The sequence below is a fragment of the Paramagnetospirillum magnetotacticum MS-1 genome (genome assembly GCF_000829825.1).
GTDB classification, from domain to species: Bacteria; Pseudomonadota; Alphaproteobacteria; order Rhodospirillales; family Magnetospirillaceae; genus Phaeospirillum; species Phaeospirillum magnetotacticum.
The window spans coordinates 1,247,834-1,263,547 of record NZ_JXSL01000030.1; the positions used below are offsets into that span (position 1 = coordinate 1,247,834).

At 67.1% G+C, this 15,714-nt stretch carries 14 protein-coding genes; 8 read left to right on the plus strand and 6 right to left on the minus strand.

The annotated features are described in order from the left end of the window. Nucleotides 1-14 precede the first annotated feature (14 nt). A complete protein-coding gene (locus CCC_RS18420; protein ID WP_009870870.1) occupies nucleotides 15-1,451 on the plus strand; it encodes a sensor histidine kinase in 1,437 nt (478 codons plus the stop codon). On the opposite strand, the gene CCC_RS18425 is transcribed toward CCC_RS18420, so the two are convergent. Both CCC_RS18425 and CCC_RS18430 read right to left on the minus strand, forming a co-directional pair. After that, a complete protein-coding gene (locus CCC_RS18425; protein WP_322097225.1) occupies nucleotides 1,390-2,601 on the minus strand; it encodes a multidrug effflux MFS transporter in 1,212 nt (403 codons plus the stop codon). The genes CCC_RS18420 and CCC_RS18425 overlap by 62 nt on opposite strands. After that, nucleotides 2,594-3,301, minus strand: coding sequence for a M48 family metallopeptidase (locus CCC_RS18430; protein ID WP_009870868.1), 708 nt, complete (start codon nucleotides 3,299-3,301; stop codon nucleotides 2,594-2,596). The genes CCC_RS18425 and CCC_RS18430 overlap by 8 nt, the downstream gene beginning before the upstream one ends. Nucleotides 3,302-3,388: 87 nt before the next feature. On the opposite strand from CCC_RS18430, the gene CCC_RS18435 reads away from it, so the two are divergent. Then, nucleotides 3,389-4,837, plus strand: a complete 1,449-nt coding sequence (locus tag CCC_RS18435) for a cobyric acid synthase (RefSeq protein WP_041042282.1) — start codon at nucleotides 3,389-3,391, stop codon at nucleotides 4,835-4,837. Here CCC_RS18435 and cbiB read toward each other — a convergent pair. Further along, a complete protein-coding gene (cbiB, locus tag CCC_RS18440; protein ID WP_009869558.1) occupies nucleotides 4,826-5,821 on the minus strand; it encodes an adenosylcobinamide-phosphate synthase CbiB in 996 nt (331 codons plus the stop codon). The genes CCC_RS18435 and cbiB overlap by 12 nt on opposite strands. 146 nt (nucleotides 5,822-5,967) lie before the next feature. Here cbiB and CCC_RS18445 point away from each other — a divergent pair, with 146 nt between their 5' ends. The 6 genes from CCC_RS18445 (at nucleotide 5,968) to CCC_RS18470 (ending at nucleotide 12,746) form a co-directional block, all read left to right on the plus strand. Then, nucleotides 5,968-6,939 carry a sirohydrochlorin chelatase gene (locus CCC_RS18445; protein ID WP_009869557.1) on the plus strand — a complete coding sequence of 324 codons (972 nt, stop codon included), beginning with the start codon at nucleotides 5,968-5,970 and terminating at the stop codon, nucleotides 6,937-6,939. A 9-nt stretch (nucleotides 6,940-6,948) separates the two neighbouring features. Continuing rightward, on the plus strand, nucleotides 6,949-7,566 hold the full coding sequence (locus CCC_RS18450; RefSeq protein WP_009869556.1) for a precorrin-8X methylmutase: 618 nt from the start codon (nucleotides 6,949-6,951) through the stop codon (nucleotides 7,564-7,566). Beyond that, nucleotides 7,563-8,738 carry a bifunctional cobalt-precorrin-7 (C(5))-methyltransferase/cobalt-precorrin-6B (C(15))-methyltransferase gene (locus tag CCC_RS18455; protein WP_009869555.1) on the plus strand — a complete coding sequence of 392 codons (1,176 nt, stop codon included), beginning with the start codon at nucleotides 7,563-7,565 and terminating at the stop codon, nucleotides 8,736-8,738. Before CCC_RS18450 ends, CCC_RS18455 begins: the two co-directional genes overlap by 4 nt. Continuing rightward, entirely contained in the window at nucleotides 8,735-9,433 is a 699-nt protein-coding gene (gene cobI / locus CCC_RS18460; protein ID WP_009869554.1) for a precorrin-2 C(20)-methyltransferase, read from the plus strand. Before CCC_RS18455 ends, cobI begins: the two co-directional genes overlap by 4 nt. Beyond that, a complete protein-coding gene (gene cobJ, locus CCC_RS18465) occupies nucleotides 9,424-11,217 on the plus strand; it encodes a precorrin-3B C(17)-methyltransferase (protein WP_041042285.1) in 1,794 nt (597 codons plus the stop codon). Before cobI ends, cobJ begins: the two co-directional genes overlap by 10 nt. A 71-nt stretch (nucleotides 11,218-11,288) precedes the next feature. Then, nucleotides 11,289-12,746 (plus strand): M48 family metalloprotease, encoded by a 1,458-nt coding sequence (locus CCC_RS18470; RefSeq protein WP_009869552.1) that lies wholly within the window; start codon nucleotides 11,289-11,291, stop codon nucleotides 12,744-12,746. Here the strand turns inward: CCC_RS18470 and CCC_RS18475 are convergent. The 3 genes from CCC_RS18475 to CCC_RS18485 are packed head-to-tail and all read right to left on the minus strand — an operon-like array spanning nucleotide 12,739 to nucleotide 15,703. Beyond that, nucleotides 12,739-13,773: an SGNH/GDSL hydrolase family protein gene (locus tag CCC_RS18475; RefSeq protein ID WP_009869551.1), complete on the minus strand. Its 1,035-nt coding sequence runs from the start codon at nucleotides 13,771-13,773 to the stop codon at nucleotides 12,739-12,741. The genes CCC_RS18470 and CCC_RS18475 overlap by 8 nt on opposite strands. Beyond that, nucleotides 13,770-14,282: an RNA pyrophosphohydrolase gene (locus tag CCC_RS18480; protein ID WP_009869550.1), complete on the minus strand. Its 513-nt coding sequence runs from the start codon at nucleotides 14,280-14,282 to the stop codon at nucleotides 13,770-13,772. The genes CCC_RS18475 and CCC_RS18480 overlap by 4 nt, the downstream gene beginning before the upstream one ends. Continuing rightward, nucleotides 14,279-15,703 carry a divergent polysaccharide deacetylase family protein gene (locus CCC_RS18485; RefSeq protein WP_009869549.1) on the minus strand — a complete coding sequence of 475 codons (1,425 nt, stop codon included), beginning with the start codon at nucleotides 15,701-15,703 and terminating at the stop codon, nucleotides 14,279-14,281. The genes CCC_RS18480 and CCC_RS18485 overlap by 4 nt, the downstream gene beginning before the upstream one ends. Nucleotides 15,704-15,714 lie beyond the last annotated feature (11 nt).

Here is a 15,714-nt window from a genome sequence, read left to right on the forward strand (position 1 = left end):
ACTGAGCGGACGGAATGATCAGAGGAACCGTCACCCCGCGCCGCGTCCTGCTGGTCGCCCTGTTCCTGTCCAGCCCCACCGCCATCATGCTGGTGGTGCTGGCCGGGGCGGGGCGTCTCGATATCTGGCCCGCCATCGGCACCTGGGTGATGGTGACCTCGCTGTTGCTGCCCTTGGTCCGCTCCCATCTGGGCGAGTTGTCGGGTCTGGCCAATTGGGTGCGCACCCTGGCCCATGGTGGCGACATCGCCACCGCTCCGGGCAAGGACGGCATGGCTCTGGCCGAGATCGCGGCGGCGGTGGCGGCGCTGCGCCGCCTGTGGCAGCACCGTTCCGCCGAACTGGCCGAGACGGCGCGCTGGAATGCCAGCCTGCTGGAGAATCTTCCCGATCCCTTGCTCCTGCTGGATTCGGGCCGCCGGGTGGTCCGCGCCAACCGGGCCGCCACCCGCCTGTTCGGCCGTGATCCGGCGGGCAGTGATCTGGCCGCCGTGCTGCGCGATCCCACCGTTACCGAGGCGGTGCAGGCGGTGGTGTCAGGCGCTGCGCCATTTCGCGAATGCGAGTTCACCCAGGCCATTCCGGTGGAGCGCTTTTTCGCGGCGCGCATCGAACGTCTGGACGGCCAGCCTGCCTTCGAGGCGGCCATCGCCCTGCTCACCTTGCACGAACTGACCGCCATCCGACGCATGGAGCGCATGCGGGCCGATTTCGTCGCCAATGCCAGTCACGAATTGCGCACGCCGCTGGCGGCTCTCTCGGGCTTCATCGAGACCTTGCAGGGCCCGGCCCGCGATGACGAAGAAGCGCGGGAAAAGTTCTTAGGCATCATGGCCGAGCAATCGGGCCGCATGAGTCGGCTGGTGGCCGATCTCCTGTCGCTGTCGCGCATCGAACTGGACGAACATTCGCAGCCCGGCGAAACGGTGGATCTGGCCCGGCTGGCGACCAGTGCCGCCGAGGCGCTGCGCCCCCTGGCCAGTCCGCGCGGCATGGAACTGGTTGTCGAGATCGCCGACGGTCTGCCTCCGGTGACCGGCCAGTCGGACCAACTGGCGCAGTTGCTTCAGAACTTGATGGAAAACGCGGTCAAGTATGGCAATGACGGCAGTGCCGTGGAAGTCAGCGTCGCCTTGGCCGACAGCGCGCCCTCGGGGGCGGGGACGGCGCTGCGTGCGGGTCCGGTGGTCCGGCTGGCGGTCAAGGATCACGGCGAGGGTATTCCGGCGGAGCATATTCCTCGCCTGACCGAGCGCTTCTACCGGGTGGACACGGCGCGCTCGCGCAAGATGGGCGGCACCGGTCTGGGTCTGGCCATCGTCAAGCACATCGTCAACCGCCATCGCGGCCTGCTGACCATCGATAGCCGCATGGGCGAAGGCTCGACCTTCACCGTGTGGCTGCCCGCCGCACCAGTCCGAGATAGACCAGCAGCGACATCAGCCCCATGACCGCCACCATGGTGGCCAGCGGCCGCGCCGAGCCATCATAAAGCCGTCCCACCAGCCAGCCCGCCACCGCGCCGCCGCTCATCTGGATGAAGCCCATGGCCGAGGAGGCGGCTCCGGCGGCGCGTGGGAAGGGCGCGATGGCGCCCGCCGTGGCATTGGGCATGATCAGGGCGCAGGAGGCGAAGAACGCCATCACCGGCCCCATGATCATGACGATGCCCGCCAGACCGCCCGGCCTGGCCAGTCCCGACCAGACCAGCCCGGCCAGGGCCAGTCCGGCCAGGGCGCAACCCAGTGTGCCGAGAAACACGGTGCGCTCGATGCCCTTGCCATGGGTGATCCGGGCTCCGGCGAATCCGCCCACCACGAATCCCGCCGAGGCGAAGGCGAAGGCCAGACCGAAGAAGCGGGGCTCCATCCCCATGACGTCGATCATCACGAAGCTGGATGCCGAGATGAAGCTGAACAGCCCGCCGAAGGCCGCCGTCATGGTCAGCACATAGCCCAGGAACAGCCGATGGGTCAGGATCTCGCGGTAGTTCTCCGCCATGCGGCCGAGATCCATGGCTTGCGGGTCCTTGTGCTGGTTGGTCTCGCCCAGCATGCGCCAGACCAGGGCCAGCAACAGGACTCCGAACAGGGCCAGCAGAAGGAAATTGGAGCGCCAGCCGAACCATGTGTGGAACCAGCCGCCGATGGTGGGCGCCACCAAGGGCGCCAGCGCCATGGCCGAGGCCATGTAGCTCATCACCTTGGCCGCCTGCTCGCGGGCGAACAGATCGCGCACCACGGCCCGGCCCAGGACGGGGCCGCAGCAGGCTCCCACCGCCTGGACGAACCGTCCGGCGATCAGGGCCTCGATGCTGGGGGCGAAGACGCAATAGATGCTGGCCGCCACGTAGATAAGGATGCCGCCCAGCAGCAGCGGGCGGCGTCCGAAGCGGTCGGACAGCGGGCCATAGACCAACTGCATCACCGCGAAGCCGCCGACAAAGGCCGACAGCGTCAACTGCACCATGGTGGTGGTGGTGGCCAGATCGCGGGCCATGTCGGGCAGCGAGGCGAGATAGAGATCGGTGCAGACCGGCCCGAACGCCACCAGAAGGGTCAACAGGACCGCCATGCGCCGCGAAGGCGTTTCGTTACTCACAAGGGGCCCCATATCGATGCAATTGCGGACCGTGCCGCTTTAGCCAAGCGCGCGGAGCCTTATAATCTCCGGCCAGCTTTTCCACCAGCGCCCAGAAATCGGGACCGTGATTCATTTCCGCTAGATGGGCGACTTCGTGGGCGGCCACATAACGCCCCACCCAGTCGGGCGCCATCACCAGCCGCCAGGAAAAGGACAGATCGCCATGGGCCGAGCAACTGCCCCAGCGCGATGATGTGTCGCGTACCGAGATGCGCCCCGGCTTGCGGCCCAATTGAGTGGCAAGGTCTCGGGCGTGATGGGCCATGACCACGCGGGCCTCGCCCCGCAGGAACTCTTCCACCCGGCGGGGCAGATGCTCGGCCTGACCCGAGACGTGGATCACGCCCGCCTCGGCCCAGACGCCGCGCCGCGCCTGGGGCTGGTGGGCGATGACATGGGCCAAGCCCAGCAGGGGCACCTCGCCGCCATCCCTGAAGGGGACCGGGCCGGGCAGAACGGCGAGGCGGCTTTCGATCCAGGTGCTTTGGGCTTGCGCAAAGCGCAGGGCCTCCTTCTCCGGCACGCCGTCGGGCAGCACCACCACCAATGATCCGCCGCCGGAATCGAGGCGCAGGCTCATATTGCGCGCCCGGCCCGACCGCTTGATGGCGATGGGCAAGCTGCGCCCCTGGAGGTGGAGAAGAAAAGCATGAGCCATGGCCCCTCATATCGTGATCGGGGCGAAAGAGACAAGTGTTGGGTGTCGGTCTTGCTCCCATGCGCCGGGTCTGCGACAGTCCGGTCCATGACGAAGACACCCGCCATCATGCTGCAAGGTACCGGCTCGGATGTGGGCAAGTCGCTGGTGGCGGCGGGCCTGTGCCGTCTGTTCGCGCGCCAGGGGCTGGTGGTCCGTCCCTTCAAGCCGCAGAACATGTCCAACAATGCCGCCGTGACGACGGATGGCGGCGAAATCGGCCGCGCCCAGGCGCTGCAGGCCCGCGCGGCGGGGGTAGAGCCCCGCTCGGACATGAATCCTGTGCTGTTGAAACCGCAAAGCGAGACCGGCGCCCAGGTGGTGGTCCAAGGCAAGGTGGTGGCCAGCGCTACGGCCAGGGATTATCACGGGCTCAAACCCACCTTGTTGCCGCGCGTGCTGGAAAGCTATGACCGCCTCGCGGCCGAAGCCGATCTGATGGTGGTGGAAGGCGCGGGCAGCGCCGCCGAAGTCAATTTGCGTGCCGCCGATATCGCCAATATGGGCTTTGCCGAGGCCGCCGATCTGCCCGTGGTGCTGGTCGCCGATATCGACCGGGGCGGTGTCATCGCATCCATCATCGGCACCTGGGTCATTCTGCCCGAGGCGGAGCGGGCCAGGCTCAAGGGCTATGTCATCAACCGCTTTCGCGGCGATCCGGCGCTGTTCATTCCGGCGCTGGACATCATCCGCGAGAAGACCGGCCTGAATTGTCTCGGCATCGTCCCCTGGTTCGCCGACGCTGCCCTGCTGCCCGCCGAGGATTCGGCTTCGCTGGGCCGAGGCAGGGCGGGAGGCGGGGGCTTGAAGATCGCCGTGCCGCGTTTGTCGCGCATCGCCAATTTCGACGATTTCGATCCCCTGGCCGCCGAGCCCGGGGTCAGTCTGGACATGGTGGAGCCAGGCCGCCCCTTGCCGCGTGATGCCGATCTGATCATCCTGCCCGGTTCCAAATCCACCATCGCCGATCTGGATTTCCTGCGGGCCCAGGGCTGGGACATCGACATCCTGGCCCATGCCCGCCGTGGCGGGCGGGTTCTGGGCATCTGTGCCGGATTCCAGATGCTGGGCAAAAGCGTTTCCGATCCCCTGGGCGTCGAAGGCCCTGCGGGGGGCGTCGCGGCTGGTCTGGGCCTGCTCGACGTGGAGACGGTGATGGAGGGCGACAAGGTGCTGCGCCGTGTCACCGGCCGCGATGCCGCGGGCCATGGGGTGACGGGTTACGAAATGCATATGGGCCGCAGCACCGGTCCCGATAGCGCCCGGCCCTTCCTCACCCTGGAAGGTCGCCCCGATGGCGCGGTCTCGGCGGATGGCCGCGTCATGGGCTGCTATCTGCACGGCCTGTTCGGCTCCGATGCCTTCCGCGCCGCCCTGCTGGGCCAAGACAGCGGACTGGAATACGAGCCCATGGTGGATTGCGTGCTGGACCGCCTTGCCGACCATCTGGAACGGCATCTGGATATGGATGCGTTGCGGGGTCTGTCAGGCCTGTAGCCACAGACATCCGATGACCAGCCCCACCTGGATCAGGCAGGCCACGGTGTAAAGGTGCAGAGCCCGATGGATGTCCGAGACCTCGGCCCGCGCCCGGCCCGTTCCCAGCCATTTCTCGTCCACGGTGAGGCCGGGATATTTGCGCGGTCCCCCTAAGGCCAGATCCAAAGCGCCTGCCGCCGCCGCTTCGGGCCAGCCGGAATTGGGGGAGCGGTGGTGGCCGGAATCGCGGATCATGGTGACCAGGGCTTTGACCGGCTTGCCCTTCGGCACGAAGGGCGCGGCCAGGACCAGCAACAGCCCGGCCAGACGGGCGGGAACAAGGTTCAAGACATCGTCGAGGCGCGCCGAGGCCATGCCGAAATCCCGGTATTTGTCGTTTAGATGGCCGATCATGGAATCGGCGGTATTGATGGTCTTGTAGAGCAACAGGCCGGGCAGGCCGAGGATTGCGTACCAGAAGACCGGCGCCACCACACCATCGGCGAAATTCTCGGCCAGACTTTCGATGGCGGCGCGGACCACGCCATGGGAATCCAGGCTTTGGGGATCGCGGCCCACGATGCGCGACACCGCATAGCGCCCGGCCTCCAACCCGCTGTCCTTCAGGGCGCTGGCCACGTCGTGCACATGCTCGAACAAGGAGCGCTGCGCCAGCAAGGTGGCGGCCACGAAGACTTCGAACAGCCAGGCATGGGGAAGCGTTCGGGCCAGGAAAATGATCACCGCGCCGATTCCCAAGGCACCCAGGCTGAGGCCCAAGGCCACGGCCACGCCCCTGAACCGCCGCTCAGGACCGGTGCGTTCCGCCCGGTTGAGGCGGCGGTCGAGCAGGCCGATGACGCGGCCGATCAGCACCACCGGATGGGGCAGGATGCGAAACAGCGGACCCATCTCGCCCAGCGCGGCATCGAGGGCGATGGCCATGAACAGCAGCATCAGCCCTTCGGGCGCGTGCGCGGAATGCATGAACAGCGGAAACATGGGGGCAAGATTGTCGGGACGGGGGGGCTCCGTCAACCGGGATGATTTGGCTGGAATCATTCCGGTGCTCCCGCCTATAGTCCGCGTTTCAAACCGGCCGGAGGCAGGGACCAGCCGGGTGGCTCGAAGGCAAGGACCAGGGCGAGATGAGCGAGAAGATCGGTGTGATGTTGTGCGGCCACGGCAGCCGCGATGTGGATGCCATCCGGGAATTCCAGGCTTTGGCCGGGCATCTGACCCAGCGCCTGCCCCAATACGAGGTGGATTCGGGCTTTTTGGAATTCGCCACGCCCATCATCCGCACCAGCCTGGACGCGCTGAAGGCCAAGGGCGTGTCGCGCATCCTGGCGGTGCCGGGCATGCTGTTCGCGGCCGGTCACGTCAAGAACGACCTGCCCTGGGAGATCAATTCGTTCGCCGCCGAGAATCCCGGCATGACCATTGCCTTCGGGCGTGAGCTGGCCGTGGATACCAAGCTGTTGGCCGCCGCGCGCGCCCGCATCGAGGAGGCCGAGGCCGCGTCCTTAGCCGCTATCGATCGCAAGGACACCCTGCTGCTGGTGGTGGGACGCGGCACCAACGACCCGGATGCCAATTCCAACATCGCCAAGGTGGCGCGCATGCTGTGGGAAGGCATGGGCTTCGGCTGGGCCGAGATCGCCTTTTCCGGCGTGGCCTATCCCCTGGTGGATCAGGCCCTCGAGCGGGTGACCAAGCTTGGCTATAAGCGGGTCATCGTCTTCCCGTATTTCCTGTTCACCGGCATTCTGGTCAAGCGCATCTACGACTGGACCGATCAGGCGGCGGCGGCCCATCCGGGCGTCGAGTTCCTCAAGGCTCCCTATCTCAACGACCATCCCCTGGTGATCGACAGCTTTGTCGAAAGGGTGGGGGAAATCCTCGAGGGCTCGCCCGCCATGAACTGCAGCTTGTGCAAATACCGCGAACAGGTGGTGGGCTACGAGGCCTCTGTCGGTGCGGTTCAGGCCGGTCATCACCACCATGTGCGCGGCATCGGCACCGACGAGGATCACCACCACCATGACCACGGCCATGATCACGGTCATGATCATGGTCATCACCACGGCCACGCCTACCGCCCCCACCGTCACGACTGAGGTGGTGCGGTGAGCGCCTGGATCGCGGACCCCGCCGAAATCTACCGACAAAGCTTCGCCACCATCCGGGCCGAGGCTGATCTGGCGCGCATGCCCGCCGATCTGGCCGATCTGGCGGTCCGCGTCATCCATGCCTGCGGCATGACCGATATCGCGGCCGATCTGGCCTGGACCGAGGGGGCGGGCAAGACCGGGACCGAGGCTTTGTCGCGCGGCGCTCCCATTCTGGTGGACGCCGAGATGGTGGCCCACGGCATCATCCGCCGCAATCTGCCCGCCGCCAATCGGGTGATCTGCACCCTGAACGAGGTGTCCCAGGCCGAGGCCAAGGCGGCGGCGACCACCCGTTCGGCCCTGGCCGTGGAGAAGTGGCTACCCCATCTGGATGGCGCAGTGGTGGCGGTGGGCAATGCGCCGACTGCCCTGTTCCACCTGCTGGAACTGATCGAAGCGGGGGCGCCCCGCCCCGCCCTGATCCTGGGCTTCGCCGTGGGCTTCGTCGGCGCGATGGAAAGCAAGGACGCGCTCATCGCCTCGGGCCAGCCCCATGTGGCGTTGAAAGGCCGCCGCGGCGGCAGCGCCATGGCGGCGGCGGCGGTCAATGCCCTGGCGGGGGGATTGAAATGATCACCGTCATCGGCATTGGCGAGGACGGTCTGGACGGGCTGTCGCCCGCCGCCCGGACATTGCTCGATACCGCCGAGGTGCTGGTGGGCGGTGCCCGCCATCTGGCCATGGTCCCGTCCAATGGGGCCGAACGGCTGGAATGGGCTTCGCCCTTCGCTGACAGCCGTGCCCTGTTGGAGGCCCGCACGACTAACCGCGTTGTCGTCCTGGCCAGCGGCGAGCCCCTGTGGTTCGGTGCCGCCGCCACTCTGATAAGCTGGTTCGGTGCCGATAAGGTGAGCGTGGTTCCCCATCCCGGCGCCTTCTCCCTGGCTTGCGCCCGTCTGGGCTGGGCCATGCAGGATTGCCTGTTCCTCACCATTCACGGGCGGCCCATTGACGCCCTGGCCCTGCATCTGGCGCCGGGGCGCCGCCTGCTGATCCTGGCCGAGGATCGCACCAGTCCGGCCCATGTGGCGGCTTTGCTGCGTTCCCACGGATATGGCGCCAGCACGATTACAGTGCTGGAGAATTTGGGCGGAGCGAAAGAGCGCATCACCGATCCCGAGGGCTGCGCCTCGGATCTCAATGTCGTGGCGGTGGAGTGTCGTCTGGACCGGGGTGTTCGCCCTCTCTCCACGGTGCCCGGCCTGCCCGACGAAGCCTTCGAGCATGATGGGCAGTTGACCAAGCGCGACATCCGCGCCGCCACCCTGGCCGCCCTTGCGCCGTTGCCCGGTCAGGTGCTGTGGGACGTGGGGGCGGGCTGCGGCTCCATCGCCATCGAGTGGATGCGGGCGGGCGGCCGGGCCATCGCCCTGGAAAGCCGCCCGGAACGCCTGGAGCGCATCGCCCGCAACGCGGCGCGCCTGGGGGTTCCCGGACTTGAGATCATCGCGGGCCGTGTTCCCGATACCCTGCCGCTCGACCGCGAGCCCCCCGACGCCATCTTCGTGGGCGGCGGCGTCTCCGAGGCCGGGCTGCTGGATATCTGCTGGTCGGCGCTGGGGCGCGGCGGGCGGCTGGTGGCCAATGCTGTGACCCTGGAAGGCGAGGCGGCCCTGGTCGCCCTGTTCGGCCTGCATGGCGGCGAGATGACCCGGCTGTCGGTGGCCCATCTCGACCGGGTGGGCGGCTTCCACGCCTGGCATCCCGCCATGCCGGTGACCCGTTATGTGGGGTGGAAGAAGTGACCGGGACCCTCTATGGCATCGGCATCGGCCCCGGTGACGCGGAACTGCTGACCTTGAAGGCGGTGCGTCTGATCCGCGACGTGCCGGTGCTGGCCTGGCCCGCGCCGTTGGAGGGCGAGGGGCTGGCGCGCAGTATCGCCGCCCCGCACATTCCTGCGGGCAAGACCGAGATCGCCATTCGCATGGGCTTTACCGTGGACCGGGCGGGCACCGAGGCGGCCTATGACCGGGCGGCGCAAGAGATTGCCGCCCATCTGGAAGCGGGCCGCGACGTGGCGGTGTTGTGCGAGGGTGACCCGTTCTTCTTCGGCTCGTTCATCTATCTCTTTGCCCGGCTGTCGCCGCGCTTTGGCGTGGAGGTGGTGCCGGGTGTGTCGTCCATCATGGCCGCCGCCGCCGATCTTCAGGCGCCGCTTTGCGCCTGGGATGACGGCGTGGCGATCATTCCGGCCACCCGCAGCGAGTCCGAGATCGAGGCGGCCCTGGCTGCCTCCGATGCCGCCGTGATCATGAAGGTGGGCCGCCACCTGCCCAAGGTCAAAGCCGTGCTGCAACGCCTCGGCCTGTGGGAAAAGGCCCGTATCGTCGAGCGTGTCGGACTGCCGGGACGTAAACGTCACGATCCGACGACCATCACCGAGCTTCCCTATTTCTCCCTCATCCTGGTGCACCGCAGAGGAAACGCATGGCTGTAGAAATTGCCCTGGTGGTGGTGACCCCCGCCGGACTGGAAACCGCCCGCGCCCTCAAAGCCGTGCTGCCCGGCGCCTCCATCCATGGCCTTGCGGGCCGGGTTGAAGGCGATGTGGGCTTCTTGGATACAAGCGCCCATCTGCGCGCCTTGTTCGCCGCCCGCACGCCCATCATCGGCATCTGCGCCGCCGGAATCCTGATCCGTTCCCTGGGCCCGGTTCTGGGCGACAAGCAGTCCGAACCGCCGGTCCTGGCGGTGGGCGTGGACGGGTCCTCGGTGGTGCCGCTGCTGGGCGGGCATCACGGCGGCAATGCTCTGGCGCGCGAGATCGGACGGGTCCTCGACGTGCCGCCCGCTCTTACCACCGCCGGGGAACTGGCCCTGGGCGTGGCGCTTGATGATCCGCCGACCGGCTGGCGGGTGGGCAATCCGCAGGCGGCCAAGTCGGTGACCGCCGCCCTGCTGGCCGAGGAGCCCGTGGCGCTGGAAGTGGAAACCGGCGACGGTCAATGGCTGAACGGACTGCCCTTCGTGGAGAAGGCTGATCACGCCATCCGTATCACCGACCGTTCGGTGGAATTCGACGACCACGAACTGGTGCTGCACCCCCCGACCCTGGTTCTGGGGGTGGGCTGCGAGCGCAATGCCCCGGCCGCCGAGCTGATCAGTCTGGTAAAGGATGTGATGGCCCAGGAGGCCCTGTCGCCCAAATCCATCGCCTGCGTCGCCAGTATCGATCTCAAGGCGGACGAAGGGGCGGTGCATGACTTGGCCGCCGAGCTGGGTGTTCCCGCCCGCTTCTTCAGCGCCGCCGAACTGGAGGCCGAGACGCCGCGTCTGGCCAGTCCCTCCGATGTGGTCTTCGCCGAGACGGGCTGCCATGGCGTGGCGGAAGGCGCCGCCCTGGCGGTGGCCGGTGCCGACGGCGTCCTGATCGTTCCCAAGGTCAAAGGGGCGCGCACCACCATGGCCCTGGCCCGCTCGCCCCGTGCCATCGACGCACAAGGCAAAGGCCGGGCACGCGGCAAGCTGTTCGTGGTGGGCATCGGCCCCGGTACGCCCCAGTGGCGCTCGCCCGAGGCCTCGGCCGCCATCGAGGCCAGCAGCGATCTGGTGGGCTATGGCCTGTATCTCGACCTGCTGGGCCATGCGGTGCACGGCAAGGCGCGCCACGAAAGCGCGCTGGGCGCCGAGGAGGCCCGCGCCGCCAAGGCCCTGGACCTGGCCGCCGAAGGCCGCAATGTCAGTCTGGTCTGTTCCGGTGATCCCGGCATCTATGCCCTGGCCACCCTGGTCTTCGAACTGCTGGACCGCAAGAAGCGCGCCGACTGGAACCGGGTGGAGGTGGTGGTGGTGCCCGGCATCTCGGCTCTGCAGGCGGCCGCCGCGCGGGCGGGTGCGCCAGTCAATCACGATTTCTGCACCATCTCGCTGTCCGACCTGCTGACGCCGTGGGAGAGCATCGAGACCCGGCTGAAGGCCGCCGCCATGGCCGATTTCGTGGTCTGCTTCTACAATCCCGTCTCCCAGCGCCGCCGCGACCAGTTGCCGCGCGCCCGCGACATCCTGCTTTCGGGCCGTGGCCCCGACACGCCGGTGATCCTGGCCCGCCAGTTGGGCCGCGCGGGCGAGACGGTGGAGGTGATCCGTTTGGCCGATCTGGACGCCGACAAGGTGGACATGCTGACCATGGTGGTGGTGGGCTCCAGCGAGACCCGCAGTTTCGCCGCCGGTCAGAAGACTTGGACCTACACGCCTCGGGGCTATGGCAAGAAGATGGTTTAAGCCGACGCTTGCTCCCACCCGTGGACGTCGTATCATTTCTCCCTCACGGTTCCGTTCGCTTCGAGGGAAATATGCGCCGCACCGCCACCTTGCTTGCCGTCCTGCTGGCTTCGACCGTGCTGACCTCCTGCCAGGTGGCGCCGGGGACGGGCAAGAGCAACTTCAACATCATGTCGGCCGAGGAAGAGCAGAAGATGGGCGCCGAAGCCCATCCCGACGTGCTCAAGGAATTCGGCGGAACCTATGACGACCCCCAGGTTCAGGCCTATGTGGCGGGGGTGGGCAAGCGGCTGTTGAGCCATACCGAAACGCCGGCCGCAACCTTCCGCTTCACGGTGCTGAACAGCCATATCGTCAACGCTTTCGCCCTGCCGGGCGGCTATGTCTATGTCACGCGCGGACTGCTGGCCCTGGCCGATGACGAGGCGGAACTGGCCGGTGTGGTGGGTCACGAGATCGGCCATGTCACCGGCCGCCATACCGCCCAGCGCTACAGCCAGGCCATGGCCGCCAATGTGGCGACCGGGGTGCTGGGGGCTGTCTTGGGCGCGGTGACCGGCGTGTCCGGGCTGGGCGATATCGCCCAGTTGGGCGCGGCGGCCTATATTCAGGGCTATTCCCGCGAGAATGAGAGCGAGGCCGACGAACTGGGTATCCGCTACATGACGACCAGCGGCTGGAACCCCGACGGCATGACCACTTTCTTGAGCAAACTGCGTGACCAATCACGACTGGACGCGGTGCTGGCCGGGCGTTCTCCCGACGAGGTGGACGAGGCCAGTCTGTTCGCCAGCCATCCCCGCACCATCGACCGGGTGAGGGACGCCGCCAATCTCGCCAAGGGTGCTGACCATAGCGGCGCCATCGGGCGCGAGCAGTATCTGGCCCATGTGGAAGGCCTGCTGGTTGGCGATGATCCCGACGAAGGCGTGGTGCGTGGCCGGGTATTCTCCCATGCCGGGCTGGGCATCCGCTACGAGGTTCCTGCTGGCTTCCGGCTGGTCAACGGTCCCAAGGCGGTGATGGCGACCCACAAGGACGGTTCGGCGATCCGCTTCGACATGGGCGCCGAGGCCCATGGCGACATGACCAACTACCTCCAGAGCCAATGGGCCAAGGGCGCCCGGCTGTCCTCCATCGAGGCGCTGGAGATCAACGGTCTGGCCGCCGCCACGGGCGTGACCCGGCTCAATACCAACAAGGGCGCCATGGATGCGCGTCTTCTGGCGGTCAAGAACGGCAAGTCCACCTATCGTTTCCTTTACCTTACCCCTCCCGGCGTGACCAATGCCCATGCCCAGGAGTTCAAGACCTCCGGCCTCAGCTTACGCAAGCTTTCCGAGGCGGAGAAGTCGGCCATGAAGCCGCTGCGACTGAAGATCATCACCGCCCGCGCGGGTGACACGGTGGAAAAGCTGGCCGAGCAACTTCCCTATGAGGACCACAAGGTCGAGCGGTTCCGGCTGCTCAACGGGCTGGCGGAAAACCAGCCCCTCAAGCCGGGTCAGAAGCTGAAGATGGTTATTTAGGTTCCTGGCATCCCAGGGCGCCCCGGATGCGGGGAAACAGGAAATCGGCAATGTGCTGATCGCCAGCGGGCGCGGTGTGCACATGATCGTAGAAGTCACCCTGAGCGGGCATCATGCCGTCGACCACGTCGATGCACAACGCGCCGGTGGTCCGGCAAGCCTCCATGGTGGCGCGGGCCTGAAGGCGGGCCTCTTCCAGCCGGGGGGCGGTGGGCTGGCCGTTCTCGACCACGCCGAACAACTTGCCCTCCTTCTCGAAATACCATCCCGCATGCTGGGTCGCGATGATGGGCAGGGCCCCCATGGCCTTGACCCGCTCGACCAATTGGGCGAGGCGAGCGCCAAACGGAGCGTAATAGGCCGAGTTCATGGGGGGAAGAGGCGGCTTGGCCGCAATCTCCCCCCATTGGGGTGCGCTTCCAGCCTCGCCGATTGGTGTGGGTTTGAGCGGGCGCAGATGGCGCAGGGCGGTGTTGCCCCATCTTGCCAAGGCGCTGTTATTGGCCAGTACTTGAGTGAAGCGCTTCCAGGCCGTGGGCGGGCGGCCCGTATCGGCCATGTCCTGGGCCTCGGTCAGGTCCTCGTTGCTGCCCACATAGATCAGCACGGCCTGGGGCTTTAGGCCGGGGATCAGGGGAAACCATTCATCGAAGCGGCGGATCATGCCGCGGGTGGATTGGCCGTTCAATCCGGAAGCGGCGGTGGGCCGGGGGCATCCGGCTTCGGCGAAACGGGCGCCAAGCCGGGCGGGCATGGTCTGGGCATCGTCCACATATTGCTCGAAGACGGTGCCGTTGCCCATGACCAGAAGGCGGATCTGGTCGGGCGCGCCGAAGTCCCCGCGCAGACCGTTTTCGTCGGTGGTGACATGGGCGATGCCGCCATTCGCGTAGAGATTCCTCACATCGAACAGACGGTCGAAATGGCGCGGAATGCCGAGCGAGCCGTAATTGGGCCCCAGCCACTGGCCGAAAATCAGTTCGACGGCGCACAGGGTGGCGGCCGCGACGAGAAGGCCCCGCTTCACTTTGACGCCATGGCCTGGGCGATGGGCAGGAATTCAGCGACCACCTTGTCGTAGAGCACCCGCTTGAATGGAATGATCAGCGGCGGGATCTCTTCCAGCGCCATCCAGCGCCAGCGGCAAAATTCCGGGTGCTCGGTTTCCAGATTGATGTCCGCGTCACTGCCGGTGAAGCGGGCGCAGAACCACTTCTGGGTCTGGCCGCGGAAGCGTCCCTTCCAGCTCTTGTCGGCGATGTCGGGCGGCAGGTCGTAGGAAATCCAGTCACGGCTTTCGGCGATGATCTCGGCCTTGGCTGTGCCGATCTCCTCCTCCATTTCGCGCAGGACGGTGGCGCGCGGGTCCTCGCCCTCGTCGATGCCGCCCTGGGGGAATTGCCAGGCAGTGCCGGGCGTGTCCACCCGCTGGGCGACGAAGGCCAGCCCTTGGGTATTGAGCAGAACCAGCCCGATCCCGGGACGGTAGGGGCGCTGGTCATAGGGCAGCGGGGCCTTGTGCTTCTTCTTGCTCATGACTTTCCGGGGGCGGGCGGGGGCTGGACCAGGGTGGAGACCGGCACGATCACCAGTTTCTGGCCGTCGAAATCGTTCAGCCAGGGCAGCAGGCGGTCGAAGGACAGCGGCCGGGGATTGATCACCACCAGGGCCTTGCCCTTGGTCCGCGCCGCGATGGAGACCTGATTGAGGCGCATTTCGATGGCTTCGCGGAACAGATCGGCATCGGCCACCGCCGTGACAGGGGCCAGGGCCGGGGTGCGGTCGGCGGGCGCGGCCCCCGGTCCCACGTAAAGCAGACCGCGGTCGCGCAACTGGCCCAGCATCTGGACCACCTGTTCCGAGGCGGCGAATTTGTCGCCCAGCGAGATCAGGCCGGTATAGGCCGCGCCTCGGCTCATCACGCCTTCCAGGCGGGCCAGATTGCTTTCCGGCGGCACGGAATTGGTCATGCCCAGCGGGCCGGGGTCGCGGGGCTGGGTGCCGTTGGAATCAGCGGGCAGGACCATCATCACTTCATGGCCATAATCGCGGGCCTTCTTCACCCATTTGTCCAGACCCTGGGCATAAGGGCTGAAGGCCAGGGTCACCTCGGGCGGCAGCTTGGCGATGGCGGCCTCGGTGGCGACCTTGTCCAGACCCATATCCATGACCACCACGGCCACCTTGCCGCGATCGGCGGGGCCGGACCACGGGCGGGCATAGACCTGCCACGGCTGCTTGCCGTCGGGCGACGGCACCGGCAAATCGCCGATGGCGGTGCGCTTTTGCATTTCCTTGTTGGGCGCGGGCGGCAGGGCCTTGACCTCGCCCTTGCGCTCGGGCAGCCCCTCATAGCTGGGCGGCTTGTCGGCGGCGCGCGGATTGGGCTGGGTGGGCATGCCCGAGGAATCCACCGCAGGCGGCGGCTTGGGCGCGAAGGCCTTGGAGACCGGGGATTCCGGCTCGGCCACGTAATCGCCGGGGGGCAGCGCCGCGGTCTTGGTGTCCGGCTTGGCCTCGGCCGGGGGCAGGCTGGCATTGGCGGGGGCATTGGCGGGGGCCAGTGCGGGCGGCAGAGAATCGGGCGACGGCGTGTCGTCGGGCAGGGCCTTGAGAATTTCGCCATTACCGGGCACGGCCGCGCCCGGCGCTACGGGAGGAGTGAGCAATCCGCTTCCGGTCCCCGGTTTGGGCGGCTCGCCCCGGCCGGGCAGATCGAAAGACAGCTTGGGCGGATTCTCGCCCACATCCATCAGGCCGATCACGTCGCGGGTTTCAAACGCGGTGAACAGATAGGCCACGCCGCCCAGACTGCCGCCCGCCACTAAAATCCCCAGGCCGATGAGGATCGGCTTGAGGTTCAGTGGCTTGCGTTCGGGCTTGATCTCCTCGACGACGATCTCGGGGACTGGATCCTCGTCCAGTTCCTCGAGATCGAAGTGGGTATCGTCAGCCATGTCGTGGAGTC

Coding starts and splice junctions, on each gene's coding strand:
- CCC_RS18445 (WP_009869557.1), top strand. CDS start 5,968: ATGAGCGAGAAGATCGGTGTGATGTTGTGCGGCCACGGCAGCCGCGAT.
- CCC_RS18485 (WP_009869549.1), bottom strand. CDS start 15,703: ATGGCTGACGATACCCACTTCGATCTCGAGGAACTGGACGAGGATCCA.
- cbiB (WP_009869558.1), bottom strand. CDS start 5,821: ATGTTTCCGCTGTTCATGCATTCCGCGCACGCGCCCGAAGGGCTGATG.
- cobJ (WP_041042285.1), top strand. CDS start 9,424: ATGGCTGTAGAAATTGCCCTGGTGGTGGTGACCCCCGCCGGACTGGAA.
- CCC_RS18435 (WP_041042282.1), top strand. CDS start 3,389: ATGACGAAGACACCCGCCATCATGCTGCAAGGTACCGGCTCGGATGTG.
- CCC_RS18420 (WP_009870870.1), top strand. CDS start 15: ATGATCAGAGGAACCGTCACCCCGCGCCGCGTCCTGCTGGTCGCCCTG.
- CCC_RS18470 (WP_009869552.1), top strand. CDS start 11,289: ATGCGCCGCACCGCCACCTTGCTTGCCGTCCTGCTGGCTTCGACCGTG.
- CCC_RS18430 (WP_009870868.1), bottom strand. CDS start 3,301: ATGGCTCATGCTTTTCTTCTCCACCTCCAGGGGCGCAGCTTGCCCATC.
- CCC_RS18455 (WP_009869555.1), top strand. CDS start 7,563: ATGATCACCGTCATCGGCATTGGCGAGGACGGTCTGGACGGGCTGTCG.
- CCC_RS18480 (WP_009869550.1), bottom strand. CDS start 14,282: ATGAGCAAGAAGAAGCACAAGGCCCCGCTGCCCTATGACCAGCGCCCC.